Annotated in this window: 4 protein-coding genes; 3 read left to right on the top strand and 1 reads right to left on the bottom strand. The window is 77.1% G+C overall.

All coding sequences use genetic code 11. The features are described from left to right. Positions 1 to 122: 122 nt before the first annotated feature. Entirely contained in the window at positions 123 to 776 is a 654-nt protein-coding gene (locus tag ACFUEL_RS38670) for an NADPH-dependent F420 reductase (protein ID WP_380242738.1), read from the bottom strand. Between the two features lie 73 nt (positions 777 to 849). Between ACFUEL_RS38670 and ACFUEL_RS38665 the strand changes: the two genes are divergently transcribed. The 3 genes from ACFUEL_RS38665 to ACFUEL_RS38655 all read left to right on the top strand — a co-directional run. Continuing rightward, positions 850 to 1212, top strand: coding sequence for a winged helix-turn-helix transcriptional regulator (locus ACFUEL_RS38665; protein WP_380242736.1), 363 nt, complete (start codon positions 850 to 852; stop codon positions 1210 to 1212). Next, entirely contained in the window at positions 1209 to 1520 is a 312-nt protein-coding gene (locus tag ACFUEL_RS38660; protein WP_380242735.1) for a hypothetical protein, read from the top strand. The genes ACFUEL_RS38665 and ACFUEL_RS38660 overlap by 4 nt, the downstream gene beginning before the upstream one ends. A 574-nt stretch (positions 1521 to 2094) precedes the next feature. After that, a partial coding sequence (locus ACFUEL_RS38655; RefSeq protein ID WP_380242734.1) for a hypothetical protein occupies positions 2095 to 2323 on the top strand: 229 nt, incomplete at its 3' end.

Here is a 2323-nt window from a genome sequence, read left to right as displayed (position 1 = left end):
CGGCCGGGCCGGGGAGGCCCGGCGGGTCGTCCGGGAACTCGTCCCGGACGACGAGCGTGCGCAGGCGCTCCTGGACCTCCTCCGGCCGCCGTCCGACGACGCACGGAAGAACTGACGGACCGTCAACTCCCGCTCGGGCCGGTCGCGTACGCCAGCGGGGGCGCGATGGCCTGGACGTCCGCGCCCGCGCCGACCCACAGGCCGATGAACAGGGCGGCGGTGGCCTCCAGCAGGCCCGCGCGGTCGAGGCCGCCGGCGGGCAGCGGGGTGCAGCCCGCGTCGCCGACCAGCTCGGACACCCGGGCCAGCGCGGTGGTGTCGTCGCCGCACAGCGGGACGGCCAGCGGGCGGCCGTCGAAGACCGGCGGGCGCATCCGCCAGACGTCCTCGTGGCACAGGTTGAACGCCTTCACCACGTGGGCGCCCGGCGCCGCGGACGCCAACTGCTCGGCGGCGGAAGGCCCGTGGCCGGTCAGCAGGCGGAAGCCGGGGCCGACGGGGTTGGCGCAGTCCACCACCGTCCGCCCCGCGAGCGGTGCGGCGAGCGTCCGGACCACCTCCGCGCCGGCGCCGAACGGCAGGGCCACCAGCACCACTTCGGCCGCCGCCACGGCCGCGTGCAGATCGCCGGCCTGCGTCCCGTGCCCGATCCGGTCGGCCAGCCGCCGGGCCTTCGCCAGGTCGCGCCCGCCGACGGTGAGCCGGTGCCCGGCCCGCGCCCAGTGGGTGCCCAGCGCGTCCGCCATGTTGCCCGTACCGAGAATGCCGATCCTCATCGACAGCCGTCCTCTCCAGGGGATTTCGGATTCCGGTACGAGCCTAGGGAGCCGGTCGGGCACCATTCGGTACGTGACTTCCGACCGCCTGCTCGCCGACTGCCGGGCCCGCCTCGCCTTCGACCTGCTCTCCCAGACCTGGAACGCCGTGCTGCTCTGGGCCCTGCGCGACGGCCCGTGCCGCCCCGCCGAACTGCGCACCCGGATCGGCGGCATCAGCTCCAAGGTGCTCACCGAGACGCTGCGCCGCCTCCAGTACAACGGCCTGGTCGAACGCCACCCGCCGCGCCCCGGCAGCACCGGCGTGGCCTACGAACTCACCGCCCTGGGAAGGACCTTGCTGCCCTTGATCGACGCCTTCGGCGCCTGGGCCTTCGCGCACGGCGACGAGGTGATGGCCGCCCAGGAGGCGGCGGAGGAGGAGGCGCGGGCGTGACGTACGACGGAATCGACGGCAGCGACGGACCCGGCGGCAGTGACAGCAGCGGCGGCAGCGACGGGATCGAGTGGCGGCTCGCCGAGGTGGCGGCCGGCCGGGCCGACCGGGACGCCGTGGACCGCTGGGCCGGGCGGATGCTGCTGGACGACGAGCGGCGCTGGGACGAGACCTCCCTGTGGGCGCTGAACCTGCTCTACGGCATCGACCTGCGGCACGGCCCCGGCGAGCCGTACCCGTACCTGCACGACGAGGAGCAGGTGGGCGAGTGGTTGGCGGAGTACCGGCGGCGCCGCGCGCAGGGGTGAGGACGGCGGCCCGGCAGGACCGGAGGGCTCCGTGGCGCCCCCGGGGAAGGGCCGCGGTGCCGTCGGACGGTGGGGGAGCGGCCGAGCCGTGGGCCGACCGGGTCCGACGCCGACCGGACCGGCGCGGAACTCGGCTCCGGCGGTGGGAAGTTGGCGCAGGAACCGGCCGCCCGTCGGGTCCGAGCCGGCGGACGGCCGGCTGCTGCGCGACCGCCTGGAGGACCTGGCGCGCGCGGCGGGCCGCGGGCCCGACCCGTACGCGGTGTCCGCCGAAGGGCGCGGGCGGCGGTCGAGCGGTGGTCTCCGCCGCACCGGGCCCGGCGTCGGGCCTGATCCGCCACCGCTGGGCGCGCTCTGACGTCCCACCGGGTGACGTCCCATCGAATGGCGCACCCGCGGCGACCGACCGTTCGCCTGCGATCCGAAGGTCGCGGAGGATGGGCCGGGGGGCCGTCCGCGGGCTCGGTGCCCGCTCGGACGGCTCGGGTACGGGGGGCGTCGACGAGTGAGGAGCACATCCGTGGTTGGTTCCGCACGCCCGCGAACGGCGAGAACGGTGCGAACGGCGAGAACGGTGCGAACGGCCGGCTGGACGGGCAGGTGCGCCGCGCTGGCACCGGGGGCCGCGCTGACCGGGATAGTCGTCCTGGGCGGTCTGGTGCCCTTCGCCGCCCCCGCGGTGGCCGCCGAGCCCGCCGCGGCCGAGCCCGCAACCCCCGAGCCCGCAGCGGCCGGAGCCGGGGCCGGGGCCGGCAGCGCCGAGCCCGCCCCGCTGCCGCCGATGCCCGCGGCCGAGGCGTACG

It is taken from the genome of Kitasatospora sp. NPDC057198 (genome assembly GCF_042670125.1).
Lineage (GTDB): Bacteria > Actinomycetota > Actinomycetes > Streptomycetales > Streptomycetaceae > Kitasatospora.
The sequence above is the reverse complement of the archived record's forward strand: the minus strand, read 5'-3'. Positions and strand labels throughout refer to the sequence as shown.